A 24,286-nucleotide genomic window follows, 5' to 3' on the forward strand; every position below is an offset into this window, starting at 1 on the left:
AAATCGACCCAAATGCAGCTTAAAAGCCCCCTTTAAGGGGGCTTTTTGTTTGCGGTGAGAGTTGGGCTTGACCTAGGATCACTGGCCATGCTTTTTCAGACCATGGCACGAAAGAGCAAGAAAAAGACAAAATCCAAGGCACAGAGCACAGGCCTCGGTTTTTTCCGGCGTCTACGCCGCCGTGTCTTGCGCGGGGCTTTGGTGGTCTTTGCCCTCATTTTACTTTGGATTGTCGCGTATTCCGTCCTACCCGTGCCCGGAACTTTTTACATGCTGGCCGAGGGCGGTCGCCAAGGGGAGCGGGTCGATTACCAATGGGTGCCGATGGAGAGGATGTCGCCCAATTTGGCACGCGCAGTCGTCGCCGCAGAGGACGCGAATTTTTGCGAGCATTGGGGGTTTGATCTCACCGCAATCCGGTCTGCCATTGCCGAAGGGGGCAACCGTGGTGCCTCGACCATCAGTCAGCAGACCGTCAAAAACACCTTCCTCTGGCATGGGAGGAGCTGGCCGCGCAAAGCTTTGGAAGCGATAATCACGCCAGTGGTAGAACTGACCTGGAGCAAACAGCGCATTCTCGAGGTCTATTTGAACATCGCCGAGTTCGACGCAGGGATTTTCGGCGTCGAAGCCGCCTCTCGGCACTATTTCGGTGTAGGCCCTGAAAATGTCACGGCACAACAAGCGGCCCAGCTTGCAGCCGTTTTGCCTGCCCCGAAAGACCGAAATGCCGGGAACCCCGGGCCCTTTGTTCGGCGGAGAGCCGCGCAGATCGTCGATGGCGCGGCCACAATCGCGCGAGATGGCCGCGCAGCCTGTTTCGAGGATTGAACTGCCTTCTGTCCTGCGGCAAGTAGGGAAAAAACGCGAGTAGAAATCATGATCCGTCTGTATCACGTCCCCCTTTCACCCTTTTGCCGCAAAGTCCGTCTTGTGCTTGCGGAAAAGAAGCTTGAGGTGGAGTTGATTGAGGAGCGCTACTGGGAGCAGGATCCGGATTTCATGCGCCGCAACCCGGCGGGTAAGGTGCCTGTGCTACGCATCGACGATATGAACCTGTCGGAAAGCACACCGATTTGCGAGTATCTTGAAGAGCGCTATCCCACGCCGACCCTGATGCCGAAAGACGCCGAAGGGCGCTACGAGGTGCGGCGCCTTGTTGCGTGGTTCGATGATAAGTTCCACAATGAGGTGACCTCGAAACTTTTGTACGAGCGCGTCAATCGCAAACTGATGAAATCGGGCTATCCGGTCGCGGCCAACGTCAAGTCGGGGTCGAAGGCGATCAAATATCACCTCGACTATATGGCTTGGCTTTTGGATCGCCGGAGGTGGCTGGCGGGGGATGCGATGACGCTGGCGGATTTCGCGGCGGCGGCGCATCTGTCCTCTCTGGACTATATCTCGGATGTGGATTGGAACCGGCATGACGTCGTGAAGGATTGGTACGCCAAGATCAAATCGCGTCCGGCGTTCCGGTCTTTGCTGGCGGATCAGGTGTCGAGCTTCCCACCTCCGGCGCATTACACCGATCTCGATTTCTGAACAGTGTTATGGGGGCTGTCTGCCCCCCTTGCCCTTTGGGCAATTCCCCCCGAGGATATTTCCGGACAAAAGAAGGCGTGATCTGTGCCCAGTTTGGATAAGGAAATCGTGCGCGCGCGGGCTCTGGAGGAAGGATTCTCCAAGGCCTCTTTTGGGCGACCTGATATTCCCGAAGCCATGGAGCGGCTCAAAGCTTTTGTCGCCGAAGGCCGACACGGTCAGATGGGCTGGATGGAAGAGCGGATGAACTGGCGCGGAGACCCTGCGGCGCTCTGGCCAGAGGCGAAATCCGTGATCATGCTGGCGGAGGCCTACACGCCGGATGAAGACCCTTTGGCGCTCATCAATAGACCCGAATCCGGCGCAATTTCGGTTTATGCCCGCAATCGGGATTACCATGATATCGTCAAGAAACGGCTCAAGCGGCTGGGGCGATGGCTGATTGAACAGGCGGGACCGGAGACAGAAATCAAAGTGTTCGTCGACACCGCGCCGGTTATGGAAAAGCCTTTGGCGCAAAAGGCAGGGCTTGGCTGGCAGGGAAAACACACCAATCTTTTGTCGCGAGATCTGGGCAATTGGTTCTTCCTCGGGGCGATTTTCACGACTCATGAATTCGACCCTGATCCTGCGGAGAAAGACCATTGTGGGTCGTGTCGGGCTTGTCTCGATGCCTGTCCGACAGACGCCTTTCCGGCGCCGTTTCAGATCGATGCACGCCGGTGCGTGTCCTATCTGACCATCGAGCATCACGGTCCGGTGAATGAGGAGCTGCGCGGCAAACTGGGCAATCGGATTTACGGCTGTGACGATTGTCTGGCGGCCTGTCCGTGGAATAAATTTGCAGTTGCTGCGAAAGACATTCGGTTTGCGGCACGAGAGGATTTGATCGCACCGCCGCTTGCTGAGTTGGCGCAGTTGGATGATGAGACGTTTCGAGAGAAATTCTCAGGCTCACCGATCAAGCGCATCGGGCGGGATCGGTTCGTGCGCAATGTCCTCTATGCCATTGGAAATTCCGGATCGCCGGAGTTGCGCTCTGTGGCTGCGTGCCTGTGCGATGATGCCGACCCCACGGTGCGCGATGCCGCCCAATGGGCCGTTGCACGCTTGGCGGACACGTGAGATTTTAGGCGTGTTCCCAATCGATTAGGAGATACACGATGGACCCGTTTCGGGGCATTGCCCTCAAACTCGCGTCCGTCATCTGTTTTGTGGTGATGGCGGCGCTGATCAAGGCGGCGAGTGGGGAGGTGCCTCCCGGTGAAGCGGTCTTTTTTCGGTCGCTCTTCGCGCTTCCCGTGATCTTTGTGTGGTTGGTGCGGCGCGGGGAATTTCTCGCGGGCCTGAGGGTCAAATCTCCGATGGGGCATGTCTGGCGCGGGATGATCGGGGCCAGTGCGATGTTTTTGAACTTTTACGCTCTCGCCCTGCTGCCTTTGCCGGAGGCGACGGTCATTGGCTATGCCTCGCCGCTGTTGCTGGTGGTGTTTGCCGCGATGTTCGCAGGTGAGGATGTTCGGCTGTTCCGGTTTTCGGCTGTATTTGCGGGTCTCGTCGGCGTCGTGATTGTGATGATGCCACGAATCACCGTGTTCAACGGTGCGCCTGACCCTCTTGAACAGCTTGGGGCGATGGTGGCCCTCGGCGGGGCCTGTTTGGCGGCCATCGTTCAACTACATGTGCGCAATATGGTGAGAAGCGAGAGCACGACATCCATCGTGTTTTGGTTCTCGATCTCCTGCACCGTGGCCGCGCTTATGACCCTGCCGTTTTCGCAATGGGTTATACCGAGCGCGTTGGCCTGTGTGTTCCTTATCCTGTCTGGCTTGATCGGCGGCTTGGCGCAGGTTTGTCTGACATCGTGCTATCGCTATGGCGACGCCTCGATGCTCGCGCCGTTCGATTATGCGTCGATGGTCTTCGCTCTGGTCATCGGCTATGTCTTTTTCGACGAAGTGCCGACTATGGCAATGCTGGCCGGTGCCTTGATCGTGATCGCAGCGGGTGTTGCGATCATCTGGCGCGAGAGAGCGCTTGGCCTCAGTGCCTCGCGTCGGAAAAAGGCGGATGCGCTTTAGTCCAGCACCCGGTTCCAAAATCCGTTTTGGCCAAGCCTGTCACGACGTTCTTGTTCCTTCGAGACGGCTTTTCGCTGTGCAATGACGAGACGCGCAGCCTGTGTCGCAGGAAGAATGCCCTCGGCGGCGCGGTTCGCCGGGAAGGGCCCGATCTGACTTTCACCGACGAGATAGGTGATGTTGACTTCAGAACTATTGGGAATGCTGCGAAACTTCACCTGAATGTCGGTTTCAAGGCGGGCGAAAGCGGTTTCGAGACTGAATTGGTATTGCGCCGCGCTGGCGGCGTTTGTCGCGCGCGTGCCAATATCGACGACGGCTAGAATGAGGCTTTTGTTCTCAATTTGCCCCGCTTCGGTCAGGCGTTCGACAGTGATGCCTAAAGGGCGCAGAGATGGATTTTTCGTGATCATGTAAGCGGTCAAAGCAAGGACCGCAGGCGTCACGATGAAGACCGTGATAAGAACGATAACAATACTGTCTTTGCGGCTGACCACGTCATTCCTCCTGCCAATCTGATCGCGCCAGACTGGCAGAAAGCTCTTAGTTTCGGGTTAAAGCCTTATGAAAAAGTGCAGGTGCGTCAGCTGCGCACGAGCTTTTCGTAGTCTTCGGAGATCTCACGCGTGAGCGCGCCGACCTCGAACATATAGTCCCCGATCTGGCCCACAGGGGTCACTTCGGCGGCGGTGCCGGTGAGGAAGCATTGTTCGAACCCGTCGAGTTCCTCGGGCATGATGCGGCGTTCATGCACCGTGATGCCCTTGTCTTTGAGCATGCCGATCACCGTCTGGCGGGTGATGCCGTTCAGGATCGCGTCGGGGATCGGCGTGTGCACTTCACCGTCTTTGACGAAAAAGATATTCGCGCCGGTCGCTTCGGCCACATAGCCGCGATAGTCCATGAACAGAGCGTCGGAACAGCCTTTCGCCTCGGCGGCATGTTTCGACATGGTGCAGATCATGTAGAGACCGGCGGCTTTCGCGGCGGTCGGGATGGTTTCCGGCGAAGGGCGTTTCCATTTCGCGATGTCGAGCTTGGCGCCCTGCATTTTCGCGTCGCCATAATAGGCGCCCCATTCCCAGGCAGCGACCGCCATACGCACAGGGTTTCTGTTGGCGGCAACCCCCATATCGTCGCCCGCGCCACGCCAGGCCACAACGCGCACATAGGCGTTGTCCCAACCGTTGGCTTTGAGCACCTCGTATTTTGCCTTCTCGATCTCTTCGACTGTGTAGGGGATCGGCATGTCGAGCGCTTGGCCGGACGCCAGAAGACGTTCGGAGTGTTCGACGGATTTGAAAATCTTGCCGTTGTAGCAGCGCTCGCCCTCGAAGACGGAGGAGGCGTAATGCATGGCGTGGGTCAGGATATGCACCTTCGCGTCACGCCAATCGACAAGGGCGCCGTCCATCCAGATATATCCGTCGCGATCTTCGTAGCTGCCCGCCATGGGGGTCTCCTTTTCGTGTCTGTCTCGCATCACGCGCTTTCGTGAAGTTGCGTGATGCGCTTCATTTTGGGATTATTATTGCGCCAAATCCCGATTTCGCTATCAATTCGATCTTGGAATGTCAACAACGCTGACTTAAAGTGAGCGGAAATTATGCGATTTGAGAACGAGGCAGACTATGGCGGACGGTAAGGCAGGCGGCACGCAAAGCGGTGAGGCTCTTCTGTTCCTGACGGACGAACAGCTCCGCAAGGGGATCGAGGCCATGTTCTTTGCCTACCGCGGTTTTACGGCGGACCCGGATCGCATTTTGGAGAAATACGGCTACGGTCGGGCGCATCACAGGGCGGTCCATTTCATCGCCCGCGCGCCGGGGACGAATGTGAATAATCTTTTGGCCATTCTGGGCGTGACGAAACAGTCGCTGAACCGGGTGCTTAGGACCCTCATTGAAGACGGACTGGTCGAAAGTCGCGTCGGTGTGCAGGACAAACGCGAGCGTCATCTGTATCTTACTGAAACCGGCCAATCGCTTGAGGCGGAATTGTCGGAGGCGCAACGGGCCAGAATGCGGGTCGCTTATCGCGATGCCGGTCACGAGGCTGTTGCGGGATTTCGTCGGGTGCTTGAGGCCATGATGGACCCGGATCAGGCGGCCTATTTCAACGCTATGTCCAAAACCGGATCGAAAAAGGAGGAGTGAAGTGAGCGGGGAAATTCACCTTCTGATCGTTGATGATGACGAGCGAATTCGCGGCTTGTTGCAAAAATTCCTGATCCGTCACGGGTTTTGCGTGACGGCGGCCCGTGATGCAGCCCATGCGCGACGGCTTTTGGCGGGGTTGGAGTTCGATCTCATCGTGCTCGATGTGATGATGCCGGGCGAAGATGGCATCAGCCTGACACGCGATCTGCGCCAGTCGATCAGCACGCCGATCATGTTGCTGACGGCCAAGGGCGAGACAGAGGACCGCATCGCCGGGCTCGAAGCCGGGGCTGATGACTATCTCGCGAAGCCGTTTGAGCCAAAGGAGTTGTTGCTGCGCATCAACGCGGTTCTGCGCCGGATGCCGCAGATGGAAGAGGCCGAAGCGGGGCCGAAATACCTGCATTTGGGTCGATTCCGCTACGATGTGGAGCGGGGCGAGCTTTGGGAAGGCGATCAGATTGTGCGCCTGACCGGCACCGAAGCGCAGCTGATGAAAATCTTTGTCGCCTCGACTGGCGAACCTGTGACGCGCACCGAATTGGTCGAGCGGCTGGGCCGCGATGGCGGACAGGCGCAGGAGCGTGCTGTGGATGTGCAAATCACGCGTCTGCGGCGCAAGCTCGAAGACGACCCGCGCCAACCGCGTTACCTGCAAACCGTGCGCGGTGCGGGCTATATGCTGACGCCTGAGTAAGCGCCCCAAACACCGGGCCGGAATGCAAAACTCAAACTGGCCTTCCCCGGCGGTTTTCCTATATGCAGTGGGGGAAACATTCGGGAGAGTCCAATGAGCGATACGCCGGTCAGCGAAATGTCCTTTGAAACCGCCATGGCGGAGTTGAATGAGGTTGTGAGCAAGCTCGAACGTGGCGATGTGGCGTTAGAAGACAGCATCGCGCTCTATGAACGTGGTGCGGCGCTCAAGGCGCATTGCGAGGCCAAGCTCAAGGATGCCGAAGAGAAGGTCGAGAAGATCACCGTGGGGCCGGATGGCGCAGCCACCGGGACGACAAAGGCCGAAGGTGTCTGATGCAAGACGGGTTGGCGCGGTGTAAGGCGGCCGTTTCCGCCTGTTTCGACACTGTTTTGGCGCCTCTGGGGACCATGCCGGTCGAGGAGGGGATGCGCTATGCCCTCAATGGCGGCAAGCGCTTGCGGGCTTATCTTGTGATGGAGGGTGCTGCGCTTCATGGTGTGCCTGCTGAACGCTCCGTCTGGGCCGCCGCTGCGATCGAAGCGGTTCATGCCTATAGCCTCGTGCATGACGATCTGCCCTGTATGGATGACGACGATCTGCGTCGCGGCCAGCCGACCGTGCACAAACGCTGGGACGAGGCGACGGCTGTGCTCGTAGGGGACGCGCTTCAGACCCTGGCTTTTGAACTTTTGACGCGCCCTGAAATGGAGGTTTCGAGCCAGATTAGGGTCGATTTGATCGCCTCTCTGGCGAAGGCCTCGGGCGCACAAGGCATGGTTTTGGGGCAGGCACAGGACATCGCGGCGGAAACCTCTGCGACCCCGCTCGATCTGCAAGAGATCACTGTGCTGCAAGGCAACAAAACCGGCGCGCTGATCGAGTGGTCCGCCCGCGCAGGCGCCATGTTGGGCGGTGCCGATCCCACCCATCTGGGCACCTATGCCAAGGCACTGGGCCTCGCGTTTCAAATTCAAGACGACATTCTCGACGTCGAAGGCGATGTCGAGAAAACCGGCAAGGCCGTCGGCAAGGATGCGGAGGCGGGCAAGGCGACTTTCGTGTCGCTTCTGGGGCTTGAGGGCGCCAAGGCCCGCGCTAGCTCATTGGTCGATGAGGCCTGTGCGGCATTGAGCCCCTATGGATCGCGGGCCGAGCCCTTGCGAGACGTCGCCCGCTTCGTTATTTCGCGGGAAACCTGAGAAAGCGAGACGCCATGTCCGACCGCCCAGCCACTCCGACCCTCGATCGCGTGAATGTCCCCGCCGATCTGAAATCGCTCTCTGATGCAGAGCTCAAGCGCGTGGCGCATGAGTTGCGGCAGGAAACCATTTCTGCGGTTTCCGTGACGGGCGGGCATCTGGGCGCGGGTCTTGGGGTTGTTGAGCTGACTGTGGCGCTGCATGCCGTGTTCGATACGCCGAAAGATCGCTTGATCTGGGACGTGTCGCACCAATGTTATCCGCATAAAATCCTGACCGGGCGTCGTGATCGTATCCGGACCCTGCGGACCGAGGGTGGACTCTCTGGATTCACCAAACGTTCCGAAAGTCCCTATGACCCCTTTGGCGCGGCGCATAGTTCGACTTCGATCTCTGCCGCTTTGGGCTTTGCCGTGGCGCGCGATCTGGGTGGCGCGACAGAGCATGGCATCGGCGATGCGATTGCGGTGATCGGCGACGGGTCGATGTCTGCAGGCATGGCCTTTGAGGCGATGAACAACGCGGGCCATTTGGGCAAACGCTTGATCGTCATCTTGAACGACAACGAAATGTCCATCGCGCCGCCGACCGGTGCGCTGTCCTCATATCTCACGCGCCTCTATGCGGGTGAGCCGTTCCAGGATCTCAAAGCCGCGGCCAAAGGCGCAGTCTCGCTCCTGCCGCATCCGTTCCAAGAGGGCGCCAAACGGGCCAAGGAAATGCTCAAGGGCATGACCATCGGTGGCACGCTGTTCGAAGAACTGGGCTTTTCCTACATCGGTCCGGTCGATGGCCACGATATGGACCAGCTTTTGAGCGTGTTGCGCACGGTCAAAACCCGCGCGACGGGGCCGATCCTGATCCATGCGATCACGAAAAAGGGCAAAGGTTACGCGCCTGCCGAAGGTCGCCCCGACAAAGGCCACGCGACCGCTAAATTCGACGTGGTCACCGGTGAGCAAAAGAAAGCCAAATCCAACGCGCCGTCCTACACAAAGGTTTTCGCCGAAGCGCTCCTTCAAGAGGCCGCGCAGGATGACAAGATCGTCGCCGTGACTGCCGCCATGCCGGATGGAACGGGCCTCGATCTTTTTGCCGAACGCTACCCGAGCCGCTGTTTTGATGTTGGCATTGCGGAGCAGCATGGCGTGACCTTTGCGGCAGGTCTTGCCGCCGGTGGGATGAAGCCGTTCTGTGCGATGTATTCGACCTTCCTTCAGCGCGGCTACGATCAGGTCGTTCATGACGTGGCGATTCAGCGTTTGCCCGTGCGTTTCGCGATTGACCGTGCGGGGCTTGTTGGTGCCGATGGCGCGACGCATGCCGGGTCTTTCGATATTGCCTTTATGGCGAACCTGCCGGGCATGGTGGTGATGGCCGCTGCCGATGAGGCGGAGTTGAAACATATGGTGGCCACGGCCGTGGCACATGATGAGGGGCCCATCGCCTTCCGCTATCCGCGTGGTGAAGGTGTCGGCGTTCAGATGCCGGAACGTGGCGAAGTGCTTCAGATCGGCAAAGGCCGCATCGTGCGCGAAGGCACGCGGGTGGCGCTTTTGTCCTTTGGCACACGTTTGGAGCCTGCCTTGAAAGCCGCCGAAAACCTCGCGGCCAAAGGCATCTCTTGTACCGTCGCAGACGCACGCTTCGCCAAGCCTCTGGATCACGATTTGATCCGCGATCTGGCAGCCAATCATGAGGCGCTGATCACGCTTGAAGAGGGCGCTATTGGTGGATTTGGGTCACATGTAGCCGATTTCCTGGCCGAAGAGGGCGTGTTTGATCGGGGTTTTAAATTCCGCTCGATGACCTTGCCGGACACTTTCATCGATCAGGCCAGCCCGGAGGCGATGTATGCCATCGCCGGGCTGAACACGCCGGACATCGAGGCAAAGGTCCTCTCCGTGCTCGGCATTGCCGATCTGTCGAGCAAACGGGCCTAAGGCCTCGCACGTTTGTGCAAAGCGGGTATGAGCACAGTGGGCCGCCCGCAGCCTTGATCCCTGTGCGAGAATAAAGGAAGTCTTCGGTGACTTCCTTTCAAGGTATATCCGATGGTTTCCACCACCTCCGTCTCGTCCGGCACCCGTCCGGGGATCGTTCTCTTTGCGCTCGCCATGGGCGGGTTCGCGATTGGCACGACCGAATTTGCCAGCATGAGCCTGTTGCCCTTCATGGCAGAGGGGCTCGGCATTGATGAGGCGACGGCCAGTCGTTTGATTTCCGCCTATGCTCTGGGGGTTGTCGTCGGCGCGCCGCTTATTGCGGTGGCGGCGGCGCGGATTGAACGGCGGGTCTTGCTCATCGGGTTGATGGTGATGTTTTGCCTCACCCATATTCTCTCCGCATTGGCACCGACCTATCAGATCATGCTTTTGGCGCGATTCTTGAGTGGTATGCCGCACGGCGCCTATTTCGGTGTTGCGGCTTTGATGGCCGCTTCTCTTGAGGGGCCGAACCAGCGTGGCAAGGCGGTGGCGCGGTTGATGCTTGGCCTCACCATTGCGACCATCGTCGGCGTGCCTGTCGCCAATGTGTTGGGGCAGACCATCGGGTGGCGTTGGGCCTTCGCTCTGGTCGGTGTTTTGGCGGCTGTGACCGGGGTCATGATCCTGATCTTCGCGCCGGAAACCGCGCGTGACACGAATTCGAACGCATTGCGCGAACTCAGCGCGCTCAAGAACCGGCAGGTGCTATTGACGCTGTTGAGCGGTGCCATCGGATTTGGTGGTTTCTTCGCCTTTTACACCTATCTCGCCTCTACGCTGATTGAAGTGACGCAGGTTAAGGAAGCCTCAATTCCGCTGTATTTGGGTCTCATGGGGTTTGGCATGACGCTTGGTACTCTTGTTGCCGGATGGGCGGCGGACCGGGCGCTGAACTTTGCGGTTTTTGCGACGCTGATCGTGAATATCGCCTTGCTGTCACTGTTCCCGCGGATCGCTGATATGCCCTATGCCATGGTCGCGATGGTTTTGGCGATGGGGGTGGCGAATGGCTATCCGATCCTACTTCAAACCCGGCTCATGGACGTCGCCCGCGATGCGCAGGCGCTGGCAGCGACGTTGCACCATGCGGCGTTCAATGCGGCCAATGCTTTGGGGCCCTATGTTGCCTCGATCTACATTGCCAAGGGCTATGGATTTCCCTCGGCGGGCTATGTCGGGGCGGCTTTGACCTTTGGCGGTGTTGTACTTTATGCCATCACGGTTCTGGATCACCGGCGGTCTTGGCAGGACAGTCACTGATTCAGCTATTCATCCTGCGCCAAAAGCGCCTTTAGCCCGGTTTTATAGTCCGGATATATGAGCTGAACGCCCAGCTCCTGTTTCATCCGGTCGTTTCGCACCTTTTTGCTTTCGGCATAAAAGCTGCGGGCCATAGATGTCATCTCGGCGGTTTCAAAGTCTTCCTCGGGCGGCAGAGGCAGGCCCAAAAGTTTGGCGGCATAGCCAATGACCTCTTGGGGTGGCACGGGGAGATCGTCGCAGACGTTATAAATTCCGCTGGATTGGGGTCTTTCTAATGAGGCTTCAAGTACCTGCGCGATGTCCTCGACATGGATGCGCGAGAAAATCTGACCCGGTTTCACAATCCGGCGCGCGGTGCCGTTGCGGACTTTGGCAAATGGGCCGCGGCCCGGGCCATAGATGCCCGCGAGGCGAAAAATAGAGAGATTGAGACCCAAATCCTGCGCAATCGCCTGCCAATCGGCTTCGGCTTGCATTCGCGCTTTGCCACGTTTGGTGCCAGGGGTAAGCGGCGTGGTCTCATCGACCCAATCGCCGCCGTGGTCGCCATAGACCCCCGTGGTCGACAGGTAGCCAACCCACTGTAGATTGGGCGCGGCTTCAATCAACTGTTCACGATAGTCACGCAAAAACGGATCGCCCTCGGTATCGGGGCCCGCAGAAATCAAAAGATGGGTCGCGTGACCGAGTTGGGCTGGAATAGGGTCTATTTCAAGCAAAAGTGGCTCGACGCCGTCAGTGTCAAACTGCTGTGCCTTTGCCGGGTTACGCGTGGTGCCAATGATGTCCCAGCCTTGCGGGATCAGACGTCGTGCGAGTGCTTGCGCGCTATAGCCATGTCCAAAGGAAAACAGTTTGGGGCGGGTCATGTGATCTCTTTCTCGGCCTGATGCCGGGCCTTGCGTCTCTGTCGGAGTTGGTCTCAAGTGAGGGGGCTGACACAAGATTGCAAGCGGAAGGCGATAATGGGGTCGTCTGGGGCGTTGAGCACCGTTTGTTGCGAAAAGGATATAAAAATGAACAGCAGTTTGAAAAGCCTGATCCTCGAAACAGCGCCCGCGCGAGAAACCCGGAGTTTTGGCGATCCGGTCGCTGCGGTTGCTTATCTTGAGGAGCTTTATTCAGAGGCCTGTTCGTTCCTGACGGAGAAATTTTCGCTCATCGCCGGTGGCGCGGAGCCTGAGGCGCGGTATCGAGCCTATTATCCGGAAATTCGCGTGGTTACGACCTCTTATGCGACGATGGACAGCCGCCTGTCTTTCGGGCACGTGGCCAAGCCGGGCGAATATTCGACGACGATCACGCGGCCGGATTTGTTTCGCAATTATCTCGAACAGCAGATTTCCCAAATCCTGCGCAACCATGGCGTGATGGTGCAGATCGGCATTTCGGACACGCCGATGCCGGTGCATTTCGCGGTGGCAAATGACGAGAACATCACCGTGCCGCAGGAGGGCGCGATGGCTTATCCGCTACGCGATATTTTCGATGTGCCGGATTTGACGACGACCCACGATGATATTGTCAACGGTTTTGACTATACCCATACGGATGGTTCGGGGGCCTTGGCGCCGTTCATGGCGCAGCGCATTGATTATTCTCTGGCTCGCTTGTCGCATTACACGGCGACGGATGCCTGCCATTTCCAGAACCATGTGCTGTTCACCAACTACCAGTTCTACGTCTCCGAATTTGAGGCCTATGCGCGCGCGCAACTTGCCGATCCGGAGAGCGGTTACACCAGCTTTGTTTCCACCGGAAATGTCGAGATCACTTCGGCTGGTGAAGAGATCCCGCCGACGTCCAAGATGCCGCAGATGCCGACCTATCACCTTAAACGGGCGGATGGATCGGGGGTCACGCTTGTGAATATTGGCGTTGGGCCGTCGAATGCGAAAACCGCGACGGATCACATCGCTGTCTTGCGACCGCATGCCTGGATCATGGTCGGGCACTGCGCCGGTCTGCGCAATTCACAGCGGCTCGGGGATTTTGTGCTTGCCCATGCTTATCTTCGGGAAGACCACGTGCTGGATGACGACTTGCCGGTCTGGGTGCCGATCCCGGCTCTGGCAGAGATTCAGACCTCTCTCGAAGACGCGGTGGAGCAGGTGACCGAACTCGAAGGCTATGAACTCAAGCGCATCATGCGGACGGGCACTGTGGCGACGATCGACAACCGCAACTGGGAGCTGCGCGATCAATCCGGTCCGGTGCAGCGCCTGTCGCAATCGCGGGCCATTGCGCTCGATATGGAAAGTGCGACGATCGCAGCGAATGGGTTCCGGTTCCGCGTGCCTTATGGGACACTTCTGTGTGTGTCGGACAAGCCGCTCCACGGTGAGCTGAAATTGCCCGGGATGGCGTCGGATTTCTATAAATCGCAGGTCTCCCGGCACCTTTTGATTGGCATTCGCTCCATGGAACTGTTGCGCGAAATGCCGATTGAACGCATTCATAGCCGGAAATTGCGCTCTTTCGAGGAGACAGCCTTCCTTTAATGAGGGTTTTTTCGCTCAAAATCCGGGAAAAAGCTTCAGATCAGTACACTAGGCGTTGTGCGCACCCTCAATATTCGCTTAGAAATGCGCAATAACCCCCAAATCGAAGGGGGGCGTACGAGGAGTATACAGACATGACGAAACCGATGACCAAAACCCAGCTCGTGGCTGCACTCGCCGAAGAAATGGGTTCTGACAAGAAATCCGCTGGCGCTGCGCTCGAGGCGATCACCTCCCTCATCACCAAAGAAGTCTCCGCCGGTGGCGCTGTGACTCTTCCCGGCGTTGGCAAAATCTATTGCCGTGAGCGTCCGGAGCGCATGGTGCGTAACCCGCAGACCGGTGCGCAGATGAAGAAAGAAGCCGACAAGGTCGTGAAAATGACCATCGCAAAAGCGCTGAAAGACAGCGTGAACGGCTAAGTCTTTCTGACTGATTGTTCAAAAGGGTCGCGCTGGTCGCGGCCCTTTTTCGTTTCCGGTTCGTTTCTGGCGGGTCCTGTATTGCGAAGTGGAAACAGACCCTAAACCACCAGAAACAGCACGATGTTGAGCGTGATGAATGCCGCAAGCGTGTTGACGAGGATTGACAGAGAGGCCAGCGCGCCGCGTCCGACCTCTTGGGCAAACAGGGCGGCGATGGCCATGGTCGGAAGCGCCGCGGAGATTAGTGCAGCTGTTCGCAGGTCCGGGTCCAGAGTGATGCCAAAACGCGCGACCAGAAAGATCACAAGCGCAGTGCAAAGGGGCATGACGACCAGCTTGCCCACGGCGGCCTGACCGGCCAGACGCAGGTTGCCTTCAAAAGACAGTCCCACAAGCGAGCCACCAATGACAAAAAGTGCGACGGCGGAGGCGGAGCCCGCCACCAGATCGATGAGTTTGTGAACCGGGCCGGGTAGGGACAGGCCAAGTGCGGAAATGACAAAGCCAAGGATAATGGCGATGATCAGCGGGCGTTTGATCAGGTTTCTCAGGACTTGCCCGAATTGTTGAAGAGCGTTGCCTTTGCGATCTTCACGCGGCTTGCCGGCTTCGATGGCCATCAGCGCAAGGGGGACAAAGATGATGTTTTCGACGAGGAAGTTCATCGCCAGAATGATCCCGGCATGGTCGGGGACCAGCATGAGAAACATCGGATAGCCGATAAAGCCTGTGTTCGGGCAATAGGAAATCATCATCACCACACCGCGCCGTCCCGGATCGGTGGCAATGGAGAACCAGAGAAACATCAGCCCTGCGGTCAAAAGGCCGGAAAACAGGTAGACGGAGATGTAATCGAAGTGGACGACTTCTGAAATCGGACGCGATGCTATGGCGCCGAAAACCAAGGCGGGCAGGGCAAAATTCATCACCCAGCCGCCGAGAATGCTCATGTCTTGCGGGCGAAAAACGCCCTTTGTGACCGTCGCATAGCCGATGGCGACCATGGCGAAGATCGGGAATGTGATGCCTAAGATTGCGAGAAGCTCAGCCAATGTGACCGCGGAGCCCCTCGCCGACTTGACCGCGATGCAGCAGCAGATGATCGAGGAGCACACAGGCCATCATCGCCTCGCCCACAGGCACAGCACGGATACCGACGCAAGGATCGTGGCGGCCCTTGGTGATCAGATCGGTGTCTTCGCCAGCCTTCGTCACTGTTTTGCGCGGCGTCAGGATAGAAGATGTCGGTTTAACGGCGAAGCGCACGACGACATCCTGACCCGTGGAAATCCCACCAAGAATCCCCCCCGCGTGATTAGACCCGTACTCAGGCCCGTTCGGCCCCATTCGGATTTCATCGGCATTTTCTTCGCCGGTGAGACAGGCGGAGTTCATCCCCTCGCCAATTTCCACCCCTTTGACGGCGTTGATCGACATCATCGAGGCGGCCAAATCAGTGTCTAACTTGGCATAAATCGGCGCACCGAGGCCCGCTGGCAGGCCCTTGGCCACCACTTCGACCACTGCGCCGACGGAGGAGCCGTTTTTGCGAATTTCGCCGAGGTAGTCGGCCCATGTGTCCGCGGTCGCGGCAGAGGGCACCCAGAACGGGTTGTTGTCGATCTCGGCCATGTCGCGCGGACCCTCGATGCCATGCGGGCCGATCTGAGTCATATAGCCTTTGATCTCCAGATCAGGCACCAACTCGGCCAAAACTGCCCGAGCGACCCCGCCAGCGGCAACGCGCGCCGCAGTTTCCCGCGCCGAAGACCGCCCGCCGCCGCGATAATCGCGGATGCCGTATTTCTGGAAATAGGTGATGTCGGCGTGACCGGGACGAAACGCCTGCGCAATCTCGCCGTAGTCTTTCGAACGCTGGTCCGTGTTGCGGATCATCAACTGAATCGGCGTGCCGGTGGTCTTGCCCTCGAACACACCAGAGAGGATTTCCACCTGATCGGGCTCGCGCCGCTGGGTGGTGAACTTCGACGTGCCGGGTTTGCGTTTGTCGAGCCAGACCTGAAGCATCTCCTCACTGACCTCAATGCCCGGAGGGCAACCATCGACCGTGGCGCCCAAAGCGGGTCCGTGGCTTTCACCCCAGGTGGTGAAGCGGAAAAGATGTCCGAATGTGTTCATGCTCATGGCGGGCTCCTCACGTTGCCCTTGCTTTAGCCGATGTCACTTCTTTGGGCAATCAATGCGATGAGGGGGATGTCGATCTGATTTTTCCCTGCGAAGGTCTTTGGAAAATACGGGTTTTTATGGGACGCTTGGTCATAGCTTACTTTGTAAGGGGACAAAAATGACTTCTACAGACACACATCAAGGCGCGGGAGGGGATGGCAAAAAGCTGTCACTTACGGCCAAAATTATGATCGGGATGATCGCCGGGGTGATCCTCGGCGTGATTTTGAACATGGTCGATAACGCGTTTATCAACACGCATATCATCGGCGGGTTGTTCGCGATGATCGGCAAGATGTTCGTTAACGCGCTCAAGATGCTCGTCGTACCGTTGGTCTTCTTTTCGCTTTTGACCGGTGTTACGGGCATTGGAGACATTCGTCTTTTGGGGCGCGTCGGTGGCAAAAGCTTTGGACTTTACCTGATGACCACGGCTCTGGCGATCGGGATCGCCATTATCCTTGCGCTGATTATCGGGCCGGGGAACGGTTTTGATATGACCGGCGTCGATACTGGTGGCATCACGGGCCGCGAGGCGCCCACCGTGTGGGATGTGTTCGCCGCCATCGTGCCGACCAACCCGGTTGCAGCTTTCGCCAGCGGGGAGATGCTTCAGATCATCTTTTATACGATCATTCTGGGCATTGCCGTTCTGATGCTCGGGCATCGCTCGAAAGGCTTTGTCGAGGGCTGCGAATATATGAACGAGGTGATGATGAAGGTCGTGACCATCGTCATGAGCTTTGCCCCCATCGGTGTCTTCGTGTTGATCGCCAAGACCTTTACCGAGCAAGGCATCGAATTGTTCGTTCCGGTTTTGGCCTATGTTCTGACTCTGACGGGCGCGCTGTTCCTGCATCTTTTCGTCACCCTGATGATCATGCTCAAACTGTTCACAGGAATGAGCCCCTTCACCTTCATGGCCAAGATTCGTCCGGCGCAGCTTTTCGCATTTTCCACGGCGTCTTCAAACGCGACGATTCCCGTCACTTTGCGCTCCGTGACGGAGCGCATGGGGGTCGATAACTCTGTGGCCTCCTTCTGTGTGCCTTTCGGCGCGACGATCAACATGGACGGCACGGCGATCATGCAGGGTGTTGCGACCGTTTTCCTTGCCAATGTCTACGGCATTGATCTCGGCGTGACGGGCTATCTGACCGTAATCGCCATGGCCGTCTTGGCCTCTATCGGCACCGCTGGTGTCCCGGGTGTGGGCCTTGTCATGCTTACTATGGTGTTGGGTCAGGTGGGCCTTCCGATCGAGGGCATCGCACTCATTTTGGGCGTCGATCGTCTCATGGATATGATCCGGACCGCCGTGAACATCACGGGTGATGCGGTTGTCACGACCATCGTCGCCAAAGGTGAGGGCAAGGTCGATATGACAGTCTTTAACGATCCAAATGCAGGTCAGATTTCCGAAGATGACATGCATATCGACGAAGCTGTCGAGGCGGAGCTTGCCGAAGCGGCTCACAAGCATTGAGTAAAAAGGGCCCTTTCCGATGTGCTTCGGGGAGGGCCTTCAAACTTGAATGATCCGGCACTGATGCGCGTCGCAGGCTTGTCTTACATCCTCTGAGATCTGGGCACCGGTTACGACGATGTTGTAGTCCCAAAGACGCCCGTGCTGACAGGCCAAATCCAGATCATATTTCTCGCGATCCACCACTAGAATCGTCGTTTTGGCGCATTTGGAAATGGCTTTGCGGGCGGTCACTTCCTCGGAATTGTAATCCATGACGGCCCCCGTTGGGGACAGCCCGCCACAGCTGAAAATCGCAAAATCCACACGGTAGTTTGCAAAAAACTCAAGCGATGCCACGCCGATCAAATCGAGGTCCCGCATCCGCACCGTGCCGCCCGCCATTTCCACCGAAACCCCCGGCGCGGATTGCAGGGCGCAGACGGCGTGGATGCTATTGGTGGCGATGAACAGGTTCTCGCGCGAGGCCAGCATCCGTGCGCACTGTTCCACCGTGGTTCCTGTGCCCAAGGCCACGCGGCTGCCATCCGGGATCAGGTTCTTTGCGGCCAAGGCGATGCGTTGTTTTTCCTGGCGTGAGAGGCTTTCACGCGGCAGGTAGCCGATGTTTTCGCTTTGCTGTCTGAGGCGTGCGGCACCGTTGCGGCGCTGGACCAATCCCGCCTCATCTAGATCGCGCAAATCCGTGCGAATGGTTTGAACCGACACGCCCAGACGGTCGGACAATTCCGCCGCAGAGAGCTCCCTGTGTTCCGACAGAAGCGCGATGATACGATCGCGCCGATCCCCCAAATCCAAACGTCTCATGATTTTCCTTCGAAAATGACTTTGAGTTTTATCAAGGTTAGGCGGCTTCGTTTTTTCGCGCAATATCATTAAAAAAGTTAAGTTTTTGTCACAAAATTGTTGCTCGGTGCGGAAATAAGACCCCTGTCCAATGCTTTCGAACGAAAGCGAAATCTTCAGGCCAAACCGTAGGAGAGCCCCATGAAGACCGTCCTCACCACAACCGCTTTTGCCCTTATGGCCAGCACGGCCATGGCAGACACGATCACCATCTATACCTCGCAACCGAACGCCGATGCACAGCAGACTGTCGATGCGTTCATGGCCGCCAATCCCGGCACCGAAGTCGAGTGGGTGCGCGACGGCACCACCAAACTGATGGCCCGCCTGCTCGCCGAGATCGAAGCGGGCAATCCGCAACCCGACGTGCTTTTGATCGCCGACACCGTGACGCTCGAGGGCATGGCGCAAGAGGGTCTGTTGCACGCCTATCAATCGCCCGAAGCCACCAACTATGACGCGGCGCTCTACTCGCCGGAGGGCTACTATTACTCCACGAAGCTGATCACCACCGGCATCGTTTACAACACCGGTATTGAAACCGCTCCGACCTCTTGGAAAGACCTCGAAGATGCGTCGATCAAAGGTCAGATCGCCATGCCGTCGCCGCTCTATTCCGGCGCTGCGCTGATCCATCTTGCCACGCTCACGGGCGATCAGGACCTCGGCTGGGACTACTACGGCAAACTCGCCGCCAACGAGGCCCGCGCTCAGGGCGGCAATGGCGGCATCTTCAAAGCCGTCGCCGCTGGCGAGAAGCCCTATGGCATGGTCGTTGACTACCTTGCAATCCGCAACAAAGCGGACGGCTCCCCGGTTGAATTCGTCTTCCCCGAGGAAGGTGTGTCCTATGTGACCGAGCCGGTCGCGATCCTGTCCTCTGCCAAAAACGTCGAGGGCGCCGAGAAATTCGTCGACTTCGTGCTGAGCCAAGAAGGTCAGGAACTGGTTCTCGACATGGGCTACATCCCGGCGCGTGATGGCATGGGCGTCCCCGCTGGCTTCCCGGCGCGCGAAGACATCAAGCTGATGGCCTTCGACCCGGCTGACGCGCTTGCCAATGCCGAAGAGAACAAGGCGAAATTTACCGAACTGTTCGGCGCAGAATAATGCAATCCGCCCTACAAAAAGGAGGCAGCCGGTCCGAATACCGGCTGCTTTCCGCCATTCTGATCCTCGCGCTTTGCCTGACGCTCGCACCCGTTCTGCGGCTTTTTATAGAGGGCGTCACGGATCAGGGCGCGCCCTCTCTGTCGCTCGTAAAATCCGTTCTTGCGCAGGATTCGACCCTAAACGCGCTCAAACATTCGCTGATCACAGCGGGTCTTGGCACCTTGGTCTCCGTGGTTTTGGGAGCGGCTTTTGCCTTTCTTGTCGCGCTCACCGATTTGCGCGCCAAGGCGGCTTTGGTTTTTTGCCTGATGATCCCGATGATGATCCCGCCGCAGATCACGGCGCTGTCCTGGACACAAATCATGGGACCGTCTTCGGTCCTGTTGAAGACCCTCGGCATTGCCCCGCCCTTGGGCGCGCCGCAGCCACTTTATTCGCCCGAAGGCATCATTCTGCTGCTCGGCATTCAGCATATGTCGATCATCTTTCTGACGCTTCGTGCGGGGCTGCGCGCCATTCCGCAAGAGGTGGTCGAAGCCGCTCGGATCAGCGGCGCGCGGGGCTTTCGGACGTGGTGGCAGGTGGTTATGCCACTGACGTTGCCGAGTCTCGCCGCGGGCACCGCCATCACCTTTGTCACAGCGCTTGGCAATTTCGGCATCCCTGCGATGCTGGGCATTCCGGCGGGCTATGTGACGCTGCCGACGCTGGTCTATCAAAAGCTCGCGGGCATGGGCACGACAGTGCTGGCCGAGGTTTCCGTGCTGGCGATGCTGATTGGTGCGGTGGCGATTGTCGGCATTCTCCTGCAACGATTTTTCCAAGGTCGGCAGAACGTGTATCTCGTCGGTTCGACCTCCCGTCCGCTGGCTATTCCGCTGGGTTCGGCACGTTTGCCGGTAGAAATCCTGCTCTGGGCTGTGGTCTTTGTCATCCTGGTCCTGCCGATGTTTGGCCTCTTGGCGACCTCACTGGTGCCCGCCTACGGCGTGCCTTTGCGCTTCGACACGATGACGTTTGCCTCATGGGGCGAAGTTCTGTTTCGCCAACCCGTGACGGCGCGCGCCTTTGCCAATTCGTTCAGCCTTGCGCTGGGGGCCGCTGTCGTTTTGATGATCATCTGCCTGCCGCTTGCGTGGCTCATGGAGCGCCATCCCACGCGCCTTTCGCGCCTTTTCGACAGCCTGCTCGACCTGCCTTACGCGCTTCCCGGCGTGGTCCTCTCGATCGCGATGATCCTTCTTCTGATCAAGCTGCCTTTCACCGAGGCGACACTCTACGGCACAATCTGGATCATTTTCCTTGCCTATCTCGCGCGCTTCTTCGCGGTGATGTTCCGCCCGGTTCAAGCCAGCCTGAAACAGCTCGACCCGGCCATGGCCGAGGCCGCGCAATCGGTGGGAGCGGGTCTGTTTCAGCGCCTGCGTGATGTGATCCTGCCGCTTTCGGCACCCGCCGCAGCAGCCGGAGCAATCCTCGTGTTTCTCACTGCGTTCAATGAACTCACCGTCTCCGCGCTGTTGTGGTCTTCGGGCACCGAGACCCTGGGCGTGGTGATTTTCAATCTCGACGACAGCGGCGAAACCGCGATGGCAAGCGCTCTGGCGATGACCATCGTCTTTGTGGTCATCGCTCTTATGACCCTAATCCAGCTGTTTTCGCGTCGTTTTCCGAAAGGAGTGGTTCCATGGCAGACATAGACATCACGTCTCTGGGGAAGGTTTTCGCAGGCACCCCTGCGCTTCAGGACATCACAACCCGGTTCGAAGACGGCGAATTCATCGCCCTTCTGGGTCCATCGGGGTGTGGAAAGACAACGCTTTTGCGTCTGCTTGCGGGCTTCGACATGCCCAGTTCGGGCACGATCCGTATCGGCGCGCGGGAAGTAGCGACGGCAACGAAAATGGTCCCGCCCGAAGAGCGCAACATTGGCTTTGTGTTCCAGTCTTACGCGCTCTGGCCGCATATGCCGGTGCGTCGTAACGTGTCCTATCCGCTCGAAATCCGCAAACTGACGAAACCTGAGATCGCCGCGCAAACGGACGCCGCATTGGCCGCCACCGGATTGACCGAGTACGCAGATCGCATGCCCTCCGATCTGTCTGGCGGTCAGCGCCAAAGGGTGGCTCTGGCGCGCTGTCTGGTCTCCGCGCCGGACGCGGTGTTGCTGGATGAGCCGCTCGCCAATCTCGACGTCGCGCTGCGCGCGTCAATGCAGGAGGTGTTCACCGATTTCCACAAACGCACCGGCGCGACCATGGTTTATGTGACTCATGATCAGGCCGAAGCCATGGCAATGGCGGATCGTATCGCGGTGATGAATCAGGGTCTAATCCAGCAATTTGATACACCGCAGACGCTCTATGAACGTCCGAAAAACCGCTTTGTCGCCGAATTTGTCGGGCGTGGCACCGTGGTGCCTGTGAAGGCGATTGAACACGATGAAATCCAACTGCACGCGCATATTCTGGGCACACGCATCGCCGTCAAAAGCGATGCGCAGTCCCAAGTCAGCCATGTCTGTCTTCGTCCTGAAAATCTATCGATTTCCGAGACCGGCGATCTGCGCGCCAAGGTGGCGCGGGTCACCTATCTGGGCGGCAAATACCTCCTCGAAACCGTGTCCGCCTGCGGTACTCGGCTGCTGGCCGAGACGCGGGCGAAATTCGATGTGGGCGCGCAGCTTGGGCTCACCATCACCACCCCCTGGGCGTTCTCCGAGGATTAAATGCAAAGCGTAAGACTTCTTTCCGGCATCGGGGACAAGGGCCCCGCTTGCATGCAACTCACCATCGACGACCGGATCTGGCTTTTGGATTGCGGGTTTGGTCCCGAGGCGAATGCGCATTTCAACCCCGAGTGGCTCAAGGGCGCTGAGGCGGTGTTCATCACTCATGACCACATCGATCATATCGGGGGTGCGTCCTATGCGGTGGAGGCGGGCTTGCCGATCTACGCGACGGCGCAGACTGCTAAGGCTCTGCCGCCCGCCGCCAAGGTGCATCTGCTGCCCGAACACGGTGAAAGCCTCATCCACGGCGTCAAACTCACCACCGGGCGTAATGGTCATGCGATGGGCGGGGTTTGGATGCATTTCGATCTGGGCGAGGGGCTGTTCTATTCCGGCGATTGGTCGGAAGAATCCGATTGGTTCCCGCTCGATCTGCCGCCGCCCGCCGCGACGGCCATTTTGGATTGCTCCTATCACCTCGATGATGTGCCTCAATCTGAGCGTTTCGCGGCGTTGGATGCTTTGCTTGATGGGCTGCATGGCCAAGTGCTTTTGCCTGTGCCGCCATCGGGACGCGCCGGTGAAATGGCGCTGCATCTGATCCGGCGCTATGGCACGGAAAGCGTCATGCTTGACCCGGAGTGTCAGTCCGCTTTGCGTGCTGCGCTGGCCAGTCAGACCCTGAGCCCAGAGGTGCAAGAGATCGCGCCGCTTCTGAACCGTGGCCCGATGGAACAGGCGCGGTTTCTCATTTGCGACACGCCGAATGCCGATGGCGGCGCGGCTTGGGGCTATGTGCGGGCGTGGAATGAAAGCGGGCGTTTGGGACGCGATGCGCATGTCGTTTTCACCGGCCATATGACCGCCCATGCCCGAGGAATTTGTGCCGTGCCTGGCGGGTATTTTCAGCGTTGGAACGTACATCCACCGCTGCGCGATCAGATCAAGATGCTTGACCGATTGGGCGCAAAACGCTTTGCGCCGGCCTTTTGTGCCCAGCCAGAGGACTATCTGGTCGAGGATCTTGACGTGGAGATTTTCCTTCACGATCCGGTGCGACTATGAGTGTTCTGCCCGCCAAAAGTTTCTGCCTGATCCGCCATGGCGAGACCACGGCCAATGCCGATGAGATCATCGCCGGGCGCACGGATGTGTTGCTGACAGAACGGGGGCGAGATCAGGCGCGTGATCTGTCCAAACGCATGTGGCCGGAGCGCATCGTACTCTACACTAGTCCGATGTCGCGGGCGCGCGAGACCTGTGAGTTGGCCTTTCCCAACCAGCCTTATGACCTGCATGACGGCTTGCGTGAGCGGGATTGGGGTCTTTTTGAGGGGCAGCCCTTGAGCGAGCAGCCGGATCGCGAGGCCACGCCCGAAGGCGGCGAAAGCTGGCCCGATATGCTGTCGCGTGTGGCGCAGGCGATTGTCGAGATTTGTGACACGAGCGAGGGCGCCTTGCCCGTTCTGGTCTGTCACTCCGGCGTCATCCGTGCCGCGCGGGTGCTTTGGACCACAGGGCATGTCGGCTCGCGGCCGCCCAATGCTACGCCGCTGTTGTTCACGCGGTCGGGTCAAATTTTCAAGGAGACAGAGCTATGACGAACCTCGGCAAACCCTGTGTGGTTTTCGATGTGGATGGGACTTTGGCGGAGTTCGATGCCGGGAAACTCGGGCATCTCGTGCACGGGATTGAGAAGCAATGGGATGAGTTTCATGACGCCATGGCCGACGCGCCGTTGATTGCGCCTGTCGCCACGCTGTTGCGCCGGTTGAAAGGCAGCGGCGAGACCATTGTGATCTGTTCCGGCCGACCGGCGGGTTGGGCCGAGCATACGATGGCTTGGCTGCGCAAACATGACCTGCCGTTTGATGGCATTTACCTGCGGGCCGAGGATCAGGACGAGGCCAGTGATCCGGAGGTCAAACGCCGGGCTCTGGCGGAGATGAAAGCCGATGGTTTGGCCCCTTGGCTCGTCATTGATGACCGCAGTTCCGTGGTGGAGGCCTGGCGCGCAGAGGGTCTTGTCTGTTTGCAATGCGCGCCGGGCGATTTTTAAGAT

25 protein-coding genes are annotated in these 24,286 nt (G+C 58.5%); 19 read left to right on the forward strand and 6 right to left on the reverse strand.

Annotated features, from left to right (window positions below; translation table 11 throughout):
- The first annotated feature begins 87 nt into the window (after positions 1-87).
- The 4 genes from mtgA to J5Y17_RS01265 all read left to right on the forward strand — a co-directional run bounded on the left by mtgA (position 88) and on the right by J5Y17_RS01265 (position 3,626).
- Positions 88-831 carry a monofunctional biosynthetic peptidoglycan transglycosylase gene (gene mtgA, locus J5Y17_RS01250; protein ID WP_255571776.1) on the forward strand — a complete coding sequence of 248 codons (744 nt, stop codon included), beginning with the start codon at positions 88-90 and terminating at the stop codon, positions 829-831.
- Positions 832-879: 48 nt separating this feature from the next.
- Entirely contained in the window at positions 880-1,545 is a 666-nt protein-coding gene (locus J5Y17_RS01255; RefSeq protein WP_219783388.1) for a glutathione S-transferase family protein, read from the forward strand.
- A gap of 84 nt (positions 1,546-1,629) precedes the next feature.
- Entirely contained in the window at positions 1,630-2,670 is a 1,041-nt protein-coding gene (queG, locus tag J5Y17_RS01260) for a tRNA epoxyqueuosine(34) reductase QueG (RefSeq protein WP_219783389.1), read from the forward strand.
- A 38-nt stretch (positions 2,671-2,708) separates the two neighbouring features.
- Positions 2,709-3,626 carry a DMT family transporter gene (locus J5Y17_RS01265; protein ID WP_219783390.1) on the forward strand — a complete coding sequence of 306 codons (918 nt, stop codon included), beginning with the start codon at positions 2,709-2,711 and terminating at the stop codon, positions 3,624-3,626.
- On the opposite strand, the gene J5Y17_RS01270 is transcribed toward J5Y17_RS01265, so the two are convergent.
- Together J5Y17_RS01270 and J5Y17_RS01275 are read right to left on the reverse strand one after the other, a co-directional pair.
- Entirely contained in the window at positions 3,623-4,123 is a 501-nt protein-coding gene (locus J5Y17_RS01270) for a hypothetical protein (protein WP_219783391.1), read from the reverse strand. The genes J5Y17_RS01265 and J5Y17_RS01270 overlap by 4 nt on opposite strands.
- Positions 4,124-4,209: 86 nt before the next feature.
- Positions 4,210-5,079: a branched-chain amino acid aminotransferase gene (locus J5Y17_RS01275; protein ID WP_219783392.1), complete on the reverse strand. Its 870-nt coding sequence runs from the start codon at positions 5,077-5,079 to the stop codon at positions 4,210-4,212.
- Between the two features lie 178 nt (positions 5,080-5,257).
- Here J5Y17_RS01275 and J5Y17_RS01280 point away from each other — a divergent pair, with 178 nt between their 5' ends.
- The 6 genes from J5Y17_RS01280 to J5Y17_RS01305 all read left to right on the forward strand — a co-directional run bounded on the left by J5Y17_RS01280 (position 5,258) and on the right by J5Y17_RS01305 (position 10,932).
- Positions 5,258-5,782 carry a MarR family winged helix-turn-helix transcriptional regulator gene (locus J5Y17_RS01280; protein ID WP_219783393.1) on the forward strand — a complete coding sequence of 175 codons (525 nt, stop codon included), beginning with the start codon at positions 5,258-5,260 and terminating at the stop codon, positions 5,780-5,782.
- Between the two features lies 1 nt (position 5,783).
- Positions 5,784-6,482 (forward strand): response regulator, encoded by a 699-nt coding sequence (locus J5Y17_RS01285; RefSeq protein ID WP_219783394.1) that lies wholly within the window; start codon positions 5,784-5,786, stop codon positions 6,480-6,482.
- Positions 6,483-6,575: 93 nt separating this feature from the next.
- Positions 6,576-6,818 carry an exodeoxyribonuclease VII small subunit gene (locus J5Y17_RS01290; RefSeq protein ID WP_219783395.1) on the forward strand — a complete coding sequence of 81 codons (243 nt, stop codon included), beginning with the start codon at positions 6,576-6,578 and terminating at the stop codon, positions 6,816-6,818.
- A complete protein-coding gene (locus tag J5Y17_RS01295; RefSeq protein ID WP_219783396.1) occupies positions 6,818-7,684 on the forward strand; it encodes a polyprenyl synthetase family protein in 867 nt (288 codons plus the stop codon). Before J5Y17_RS01290 ends, J5Y17_RS01295 begins: the two co-directional genes overlap by 1 nt.
- A 14-nt stretch (positions 7,685-7,698) precedes the next feature.
- Positions 7,699-9,627 carry a 1-deoxy-D-xylulose-5-phosphate synthase gene (gene dxs, locus J5Y17_RS01300; protein WP_219783397.1) on the forward strand — a complete coding sequence of 643 codons (1,929 nt, stop codon included), beginning with the start codon at positions 7,699-7,701 and terminating at the stop codon, positions 9,625-9,627.
- Positions 9,628-9,738: 111 nt separating this feature from the next.
- Positions 9,739-10,932, forward strand: coding sequence for an MFS transporter (locus J5Y17_RS01305; protein WP_219783398.1), 1,194 nt, complete (start codon positions 9,739-9,741; stop codon positions 10,930-10,932).
- A gap of 5 nt (positions 10,933-10,937) precedes the next feature.
- Here J5Y17_RS01305 and J5Y17_RS01310 read toward each other — a convergent pair whose 3' ends face one another.
- On the reverse strand, positions 10,938-11,804 hold the full coding sequence (locus J5Y17_RS01310; protein ID WP_219783399.1) for an SDR family oxidoreductase: 867 nt from the start codon (positions 11,802-11,804) through the stop codon (positions 10,938-10,940).
- A gap of 147 nt (positions 11,805-11,951) precedes the next feature.
- Here J5Y17_RS01310 and J5Y17_RS01315 point away from each other — a divergent pair, with 147 nt between their 5' ends.
- Together J5Y17_RS01315 and J5Y17_RS01320 are read left to right on the forward strand one after the other, a co-directional pair.
- Entirely contained in the window at positions 11,952-13,436 is a 1,485-nt protein-coding gene (locus J5Y17_RS01315) for an AMP nucleosidase (RefSeq protein WP_219783400.1), read from the forward strand.
- Between the two features lie 134 nt (positions 13,437-13,570).
- On the forward strand, positions 13,571-13,858 hold the full coding sequence (locus tag J5Y17_RS01320) for an HU family DNA-binding protein (RefSeq protein WP_167601248.1): 288 nt from the start codon (positions 13,571-13,573) through the stop codon (positions 13,856-13,858).
- Between the two features lie 101 nt (positions 13,859-13,959).
- Here J5Y17_RS01320 and J5Y17_RS01325 read toward each other — a convergent pair whose 3' ends face one another.
- Entirely contained in the window at positions 13,960-14,913 is a 954-nt protein-coding gene (locus J5Y17_RS01325; RefSeq protein WP_219783401.1) for an AEC family transporter, read from the reverse strand.
- Positions 14,906-16,006: a chorismate synthase gene (gene aroC / locus J5Y17_RS01330; RefSeq protein WP_219783402.1), complete on the reverse strand. Its 1,101-nt coding sequence runs from the start codon at positions 16,004-16,006 to the stop codon at positions 14,906-14,908. The genes J5Y17_RS01325 and aroC overlap by 8 nt, the downstream gene beginning before the upstream one ends.
- Before the next feature lie 160 nt (positions 16,007-16,166).
- Here aroC and J5Y17_RS01335 point away from each other — a divergent pair, with 160 nt between their 5' ends.
- The gene (locus J5Y17_RS01335) at positions 16,167-17,534 is read left to right on the forward strand and encodes a dicarboxylate/amino acid:cation symporter (RefSeq protein WP_219783403.1); all 1,368 of its coding nucleotides are present in this window, start codon (positions 16,167-16,169) and stop codon (positions 17,532-17,534) included.
- Between the two features lie 39 nt (positions 17,535-17,573).
- On the opposite strand, the gene J5Y17_RS01340 is transcribed toward J5Y17_RS01335, so the two are convergent.
- Positions 17,574-18,341, reverse strand: coding sequence for a DeoR/GlpR family DNA-binding transcription regulator (locus J5Y17_RS01340; protein ID WP_219783404.1), 768 nt, complete (start codon positions 18,339-18,341; stop codon positions 17,574-17,576).
- Positions 18,342-18,521: 180 nt separating this feature from the next.
- On the opposite strand from J5Y17_RS01340, the gene J5Y17_RS01345 reads away from it, so the two are divergent.
- Genes J5Y17_RS01345 through J5Y17_RS01370 form a run of 6 tightly spaced genes read left to right on the forward strand, consistent with a single transcriptional unit; the run spans position 18,522 to position 24,283 of the window.
- Positions 18,522-19,490, forward strand: coding sequence for an ABC transporter substrate-binding protein (locus J5Y17_RS01345; protein WP_219783405.1), 969 nt, complete (start codon positions 18,522-18,524; stop codon positions 19,488-19,490).
- Complete coding sequence (locus tag J5Y17_RS01350; RefSeq protein WP_219783406.1) at positions 19,490-21,193, forward strand: iron ABC transporter permease; 1,704 nt, start codon at positions 19,490-19,492, stop codon at positions 21,191-21,193. Before J5Y17_RS01345 ends, J5Y17_RS01350 begins: the two co-directional genes overlap by 1 nt.
- Positions 21,181-22,221 (forward strand): ABC transporter ATP-binding protein, encoded by a 1,041-nt coding sequence (locus J5Y17_RS01355; protein ID WP_219783407.1) that lies wholly within the window; start codon positions 21,181-21,183, stop codon positions 22,219-22,221. Before J5Y17_RS01350 ends, J5Y17_RS01355 begins: the two co-directional genes overlap by 13 nt.
- Positions 22,222-22,272: 51 nt before the next feature.
- On the forward strand, positions 22,273-23,289 hold the full coding sequence (locus tag J5Y17_RS01360) for an MBL fold metallo-hydrolase (RefSeq protein ID WP_255571777.1): 1,017 nt from the start codon (positions 22,273-22,275) through the stop codon (positions 23,287-23,289).
- Entirely contained in the window at positions 23,286-23,825 is a 540-nt protein-coding gene (locus tag J5Y17_RS01365; protein ID WP_219783409.1) for a histidine phosphatase family protein, read from the forward strand. The genes J5Y17_RS01360 and J5Y17_RS01365 overlap by 4 nt, the downstream gene beginning before the upstream one ends.
- Positions 23,822-24,283: an HAD family acid phosphatase gene (locus tag J5Y17_RS01370; protein ID WP_219783410.1), complete on the forward strand. Its 462-nt coding sequence runs from the start codon at positions 23,822-23,824 to the stop codon at positions 24,281-24,283. Before J5Y17_RS01365 ends, J5Y17_RS01370 begins: the two co-directional genes overlap by 4 nt.
- Positions 24,284-24,286 lie beyond the last annotated feature (3 nt).

Origin of the sequence: Celeribacter sp. PS-C1, from assembly GCF_019429625.1 — a bacterium.
Taxonomy (GTDB): Bacteria; Pseudomonadota; Alphaproteobacteria; order Rhodobacterales; family Rhodobacteraceae; genus Celeribacter.

What these genes read in the sequence shown, in the direction of transcription:
- J5Y17_RS01280 (WP_219783393.1), top strand. Translation starts at nt 5,258, where the DNA reads ATGGCGGACGGTAAGGCAGGCGGCACGCAAAGCGGTGAGGCTCTTCTG.
- J5Y17_RS01365 (WP_219783409.1), top strand. Translation starts at nt 23,286, where the DNA reads ATGAGTGTTCTGCCCGCCAAAAGTTTCTGCCTGATCCGCCATGGCGAG.
- J5Y17_RS01335 (WP_219783403.1), top strand. Translation starts at nt 16,167, where the DNA reads ATGACTTCTACAGACACACATCAAGGCGCGGGAGGGGATGGCAAAAAG.
- J5Y17_RS01305 (WP_219783398.1), top strand. Translation starts at nt 9,739, where the DNA reads ATGGTTTCCACCACCTCCGTCTCGTCCGGCACCCGTCCGGGGATCGTT.
- J5Y17_RS01255 (WP_219783388.1), top strand. Translation starts at nt 880, where the DNA reads ATGATCCGTCTGTATCACGTCCCCCTTTCACCCTTTTGCCGCAAAGTC.
- J5Y17_RS01355 (WP_219783407.1), top strand. Translation starts at nt 21,181, where the DNA reads ATGGCAGACATAGACATCACGTCTCTGGGGAAGGTTTTCGCAGGCACC.
- dxs (WP_219783397.1), top strand. Translation starts at nt 7,699, where the DNA reads ATGTCCGACCGCCCAGCCACTCCGACCCTCGATCGCGTGAATGTCCCC.
- aroC (WP_219783402.1), bottom strand. Translation starts at nt 16,006, where the DNA reads ATGAGCATGAACACATTCGGACATCTTTTCCGCTTCACCACCTGGGGT.
- J5Y17_RS01340 (WP_219783404.1), bottom strand. Translation starts at nt 18,341, where the DNA reads ATGAGACGTTTGGATTTGGGGGATCGGCGCGATCGTATCATCGCGCTT.
- J5Y17_RS01320 (WP_167601248.1), top strand. Translation starts at nt 13,571, where the DNA reads ATGACGAAACCGATGACCAAAACCCAGCTCGTGGCTGCACTCGCCGAA.
- J5Y17_RS01370 (WP_219783410.1), top strand. Translation starts at nt 23,822, where the DNA reads ATGACGAACCTCGGCAAACCCTGTGTGGTTTTCGATGTGGATGGGACT.
- J5Y17_RS01360 (WP_255571777.1), top strand. Translation starts at nt 22,273, where the DNA reads ATGCAACTCACCATCGACGACCGGATCTGGCTTTTGGATTGCGGGTTT.
- J5Y17_RS01290 (WP_219783395.1), top strand. Translation starts at nt 6,576, where the DNA reads ATGAGCGATACGCCGGTCAGCGAAATGTCCTTTGAAACCGCCATGGCG.
- mtgA (WP_255571776.1), top strand. Translation starts at nt 88, where the DNA reads ATGCTTTTTCAGACCATGGCACGAAAGAGCAAGAAAAAGACAAAATCC.
- J5Y17_RS01265 (WP_219783390.1), top strand. Translation starts at nt 2,709, where the DNA reads ATGGACCCGTTTCGGGGCATTGCCCTCAAACTCGCGTCCGTCATCTGT.
- J5Y17_RS01275 (WP_219783392.1), bottom strand. Translation starts at nt 5,079, where the DNA reads ATGGCGGGCAGCTACGAAGATCGCGACGGATATATCTGGATGGACGGC.
- J5Y17_RS01350 (WP_219783406.1), top strand. Translation starts at nt 19,490, where the DNA reads ATGCAATCCGCCCTACAAAAAGGAGGCAGCCGGTCCGAATACCGGCTG.
- J5Y17_RS01315 (WP_219783400.1), top strand. Translation starts at nt 11,952, where the DNA reads ATGAACAGCAGTTTGAAAAGCCTGATCCTCGAAACAGCGCCCGCGCGA.
- J5Y17_RS01310 (WP_219783399.1), bottom strand. Translation starts at nt 11,804, where the DNA reads ATGACCCGCCCCAAACTGTTTTCCTTTGGACATGGCTATAGCGCGCAA.
- J5Y17_RS01345 (WP_219783405.1), top strand. Translation starts at nt 18,522, where the DNA reads ATGAAGACCGTCCTCACCACAACCGCTTTTGCCCTTATGGCCAGCACG.
- J5Y17_RS01295 (WP_219783396.1), top strand. Translation starts at nt 6,818, where the DNA reads ATGCAAGACGGGTTGGCGCGGTGTAAGGCGGCCGTTTCCGCCTGTTTC.